General features: G+C 53.1%; 4 protein-coding genes. 1 reads left to right on the forward strand and 3 read right to left on the reverse strand.

The features are described from left to right. Positions 1 to 230: 230 nt before the first annotated feature. The 3 genes from INT22_RS04885 to INT22_RS04895 all read right to left on the reverse strand — a co-directional run bounded on the left by INT22_RS04885 (position 231) and on the right by INT22_RS04895 (position 2,074). Positions 231 to 881 carry an HAD family hydrolase gene (locus tag INT22_RS04885; protein WP_193061325.1) on the reverse strand — a complete coding sequence of 217 codons (651 nt, stop codon included), beginning with the start codon at positions 879 to 881 and terminating at the stop codon, positions 231 to 233. Positions 882 to 890: 9 nt separating this feature from the next. Continuing rightward, a complete protein-coding gene (locus tag INT22_RS04890; protein ID WP_193061324.1) occupies positions 891 to 1,832 on the reverse strand; it encodes an RluA family pseudouridine synthase in 942 nt (313 codons plus the stop codon). 101 nt (positions 1,833 to 1,933) lie between these two features. Continuing rightward, positions 1,934 to 2,074 carry a hypothetical protein gene (locus INT22_RS04895; protein WP_167457118.1) on the reverse strand — a complete coding sequence of 47 codons (141 nt, stop codon included), beginning with the start codon at positions 2,072 to 2,074 and terminating at the stop codon, positions 1,934 to 1,936. A 434-nt stretch (positions 2,075 to 2,508) separates the two neighbouring features. On the opposite strand from INT22_RS04895, the gene rne reads away from it, so the two are divergent. Beyond that, the coding region (gene rne, locus INT22_RS04900) for a ribonuclease E (protein WP_193067796.1) at positions 2,509 to 4,821 on the forward strand (2,313 nt) is incomplete at its 3' end.

A 4,821-nucleotide genomic window follows, 5' to 3' on the forward strand; every position in this document is an offset into this window, starting at 1 on the left:
AGTGTTTCGGCATCATCACTCTCCGCTCCCGGGAGCGGTTGCTTTTTAGCCTGCTGGACAACCTCCGGCCCATCGGTCCAACGGTCACCACTCTCCTGGCCAGGAAAGTCATCACCCGCCTGAGCGCCTCTACCATCACCACTTCCATCGCGCTGCTGCTCATCACTCATATACGATTCCTAGTGTTCGCTTGATCGTACAACCACTACCCACAGGGGTTGCTAACGCCGCTAACCGTGAAGCCAGTCGAACAGGCTATCTACATCATCCGCCAGCCATACAGGCTGACTAGCCGCTAACCGAGCGGGAGTATGCACACCGTAAGTAACACCCACACGATCCATATTAATAGACCTTGCCATTTCAAGGTCATACTCGGTATCACCCACCATCACAGCGCGCTCAACAGGCACTTTTAGCTCTTCGAGCAGTTCAAGCAGCATCTGCGGATGAGGCTTAGAGCGCGTTTCATCTGCTGTTCGGCTAGCATTAAACCAACCACCTGACTCTGTTTCGGCAAAAACCCGATCTAGACCACGACGGCTCTTCCCCGTCGCCACCGCTAAACGCTGATAAGGACGTTCACGCAGCCGGGCAACTTGCTCTTTAACGCCTTCAAAAAAAGGCATGGGCGTCGAATCACCATGAACGAAATGGTAGGCATAGCGTTGACGCAAGCGCTCGGCCTGAACCGCTTCAATACCAGGACATAACGTCGCTATCGCCTCAGGCAGGCCCAAGCCAATAATATTCTCGATAGCACTGACGTCTAACTCATTCCACTCGGCATCAGAAGCAGCTGCCTGCATGCAGGCAACAATTTTCGGCACGGAGTTCATCAATGTGCCATCCCAATCAAAGATAATTAGCTCATAGCGCATGTCGCTTCCTTATTTACGAGCGCGTTTTAACGTTTCTTCCAATGCCTCAGGCAGCGGCGCTTTCACCGTAACGGGTCGACCATTGCCAGGCTCAGGAAACGTTAATGCACGGGCATGAAGAAATAGACGCCCCAAGCCAAGGCGCTGCGCCATATGATTACTTTCGCGGGTACCGTATTTATCGTCGCCCAATAAGGCGTGCCCAGCATGAGCCGCATGGACACGAATCTGGTGGGTGCGGCCTGTCACAGGCTCCGCCTCTACCAGCGTGACCTTTTCAAAGGTTTCTACTACCGAAAAGTGAGTCCGTGAAACCTTGCCATTTGGATCTACCCGCACTCGCCTTTCACCGTTACCCGCATCAAAGCGATCTAAGCGAGCACTCACATAGCTCTTCCGAGCAGGCCAACGACCAGCCACTAACGCTAAGTAGCGCTTGTCCATTGCATGCTTTTTCAGCGATTCGTTAAGTGTGACGAGCGCATCACGAGATTTTGCCAACAGTAGGCAGCCCGATGTATCACGATCCAATCGGTGGACAAGCTCTAAAAAAGTAAGGTCATCGCGCACTTGCCGAAGCGCTTCAATGAGACCAATTTTGACGCCACTTCCGCCATGGACGGCCAATCCGGATGGTTTGTTAATCACCATCCAATCGGGTCCTTCCATAATGACGCTACCAATTAATAAATCACGTAAGTTGTCACTCACCTCTTTAACCGCTTCTCTCGGTGCTAATCGCAGCGGCGGCACACGCACTAGATCACCCGCTTGAAGTCGATAATCTACTTTGACGCGCTTTTTATTAACCCTTACTTCGCCTTTCCGCACAATGCGATAAATCAATGCACGAGGAGCACCTTTTAAACGCGTCATCAGAAAATTATCGATTCGCTGACCTGCTTGTTCCGGGGCGATATCCACCCACTGTACTTCCCGCCCTTCGGACATTAACGCTCACTCCTGGTGTGATCTAATAGCGACAGGCTAAAAACGGCATTCTAGCGTAGACCAATGCGCATTGCGTCAATTGCTGGTAGTTGTCTTTACTGTTATATTCCAAAACGTTCAGCGGCCAAGTGTGGCTTACCCGTAAACAGACACGTCGTAACGGGAGTACTACCACGCTTGCCAAGCGCCTGCCCGACAAACACGCAGGCCAGAGCACAGGCAAAATGGCGTAGTGTACGCATTACCCACACGCCTTACGTACTGGATATACAGTTACTCTGTCGCATGCTTTTTGACGGCAGAGACACTTTTGCTTCGCCCGCAATGGCAGGCAATTGAATTAACAAACGTCACGCCCCAAGCAGCCTATCCTGTTCGTCACAAGGTGCTGCTTGACTTGGGGCGCCAAGTTCAACGCTGTGCCGATGACCGGCGTTGACGAATCGATGAATGCCAGGTGTTGGCGGTGTCAGCAGAGCCGGATGGACGTGACAGCCACCGAAACATGTTCTGCCTCCGCCACGTACTCAACGCCCTTTCGGCCGGGTCGGCATGATTGCCTTCCCGGCTTAATGCGTCAGCATAGCAATGCGCCGAGCACAAGCACGCAGCACCCAGCGATTCGTCTACGCCACGCCTAGACGGCTCGTCGGCTCGCAATGCTATGTGAGACAATATGAAACGGATGCTGATTAACGCAACCCAGCCAGAAGAGCTGCGGGTTGCGCTGGTAGACGGGCAACGCCTTTACGATTTAGACATCGAATCTGGCGCTCGAGAACAGAAGAAAGCCAATATTTACCGGGGCAAAATCACCCGGGTAGAACCTTCCCTTGAAGCCGCTTTTGTTGATTTTGGCGCCGAACGCCATGGTTTCCTGCCACTAAAAGAAATTTCCCGCGAATATTTTATCAAAGATGTGTCTGGTCGCCCTAGCATCAAAGAGGTGCTGAAAGAGGGCCAGGAAGTCATCGTCCAAGTTGATAAAGAAGAGCGTGGCAATAAAGGGGCAGCACTGACTACCTTTATTAGCTTAGCGGGCCGCTTTCTTGTTCTGATGCCGAACAATCCCCGTGCAGGTGGTATTTCACGCCGCATTGAAGGTGATGACCGCAGCCAGCTGAAAGATGCCATGGGCCAACTGACAGTGCCAGACAAAATGGGCCTGATCGTTCGCACCGCCGGTATCGGCCGTAGCCCAGAAGAGCTGCAGTGGGACTTGGATTACCTTGTCCAAGTGTGGGAGTCCATTACCACTGAAGCTGGCAAGCGCTCAGCCCCATTCCTGATTTACCGCGAATCTAATGTCATTATCCGCGCCATGCGCGATTACCTGCGCCAAGACATTGGCGAGGTGTTAATTGACAGCCCCGAGATTCATGCAGAAGCGCTGGGCTTTATTCGTCAGGTAATGCCCTCTTATCAGCAGAAAATTAAACTTTACGCCGATGAAGTCCCTCTTTTCTCGCGCTTCCAAATTGAGTCGCAGATCGAAACTGCTTACCAGCGCGAAGTAAAGCTTCCCTCTGGTGGCTCTATTGTTATCGATCATACCGAAGCGCTAGTCTCGATTGATATCAACTCTGCCCGGGCCACACGCGGCAGCGATATTGAAGAAACCGCGCTGCAAACCAACTCTGAAGCAGCCGATGAGATTGCGCGACAGTTGCGCCTGCGTGATATCGGTGGTCTCGTGGTTATCGACTTTATCGATATGGGCCCTGCGCGCAATCAGCGTGAGGTTGAAAACCGCATGCGCGATGCCCTGAAGCTGGATCGTGCACGCGTTCAGATTGGTCGGATTTCTCGCTTTGGCTTGATGGAAATGTCACGCCAGCGGCTGCGCCCCTCGCTAGGCGAAACCAGCGGCGTTGTTTGTCCGCGCTGTAACGGCCAAGGCACTATTCGTGATGTTCGCTCGCTTTCGCTCTCTATCATGCGCCTGATCGAAGAAGAAGCCATGAAAGAGCGCAGCGCACAAATCCGCGCCATTCTTCCAGTACCTGTCGCCACCTACTTGCTGAATGAAAAGCGCAGCGTTCTGGCAGACATCGAATCACGTCAAGGCGTACGCGTAGTTCTCCTGCCGAATCCCGAGATGGATACGCCGCATTACGACGTTCAGCGACTGCGTGATGACCACCTAGACGATGATGAAAGCCTGACGTTATCCAGCTTCGAGCTTTCGACTGATACTGAAGTAGGCAAAGAACCCGATCCTAGCTTCACTCCGCCCGCCATGCGCGCTGAAGCAGCGGTTAAAAGCGTTGTACATAATGCACCCGCGCCCGCCTCTCTTCAGACTGAAGAAAAGGCAGAGAGAGCTGCCAAAGCAGATAAAGCCGTTACAGCGACTCCCACCGTCACTGAAGAGCAACCCAGTGTGATTGGCCGCTTTATCAGAGGCTTTGCCAAACTGCTAGGCGGTGAAGATACCAGCACGAGCCAGCCCGAACCGGAAGCTCCTGTTGCCCGCAAGCAGCCTGAGAGAACGAGCAAAAATCGCTCACAGCGCAGCGAAAGCAAGCCAAAGCCTGCCCGTGAACGTGGCGAAAGCGCCAGCAGAAACGAGCAGCGCAGTCAGCAGCAATCGAGCAATCAACAGCCGAGTAACCAGCAGCCTAGCCAACCGCGCAACGCTGATAATAACGACGACGCTAACGATAAACGTAGCGGTCCTAGTCGTACTCGCAACCGTCGACGCCACCCTCAGCAAGATGAGGCCAAGCTCCAGGACAATGATCAAAAGAGCAGTCGTCAAAAAGAGCAGCAGACAAACCTAGCGACTAAAGAGTCATCTAAAGATGAGGCGGCTAAACCTACTGCTCAACCAGAAAATCGTCGCGATAAACCACGTGATGCCAAACCGAAAAACGAAGCTGCCCGTGAGCCCGCATCACAAACGGACGACAAACAGGATGACGGCAAGCCGAAACGCACGCGTAACAATCCGCGCAACCGCACGCGTAAACAGGCCGTTAATCCTCAA

This window comes from Halomonas sp. 3D7M (genome assembly GCF_014897885.1).
Taxonomy (GTDB): Bacteria; Pseudomonadota; Gammaproteobacteria; order Pseudomonadales; family Halomonadaceae; genus Vreelandella.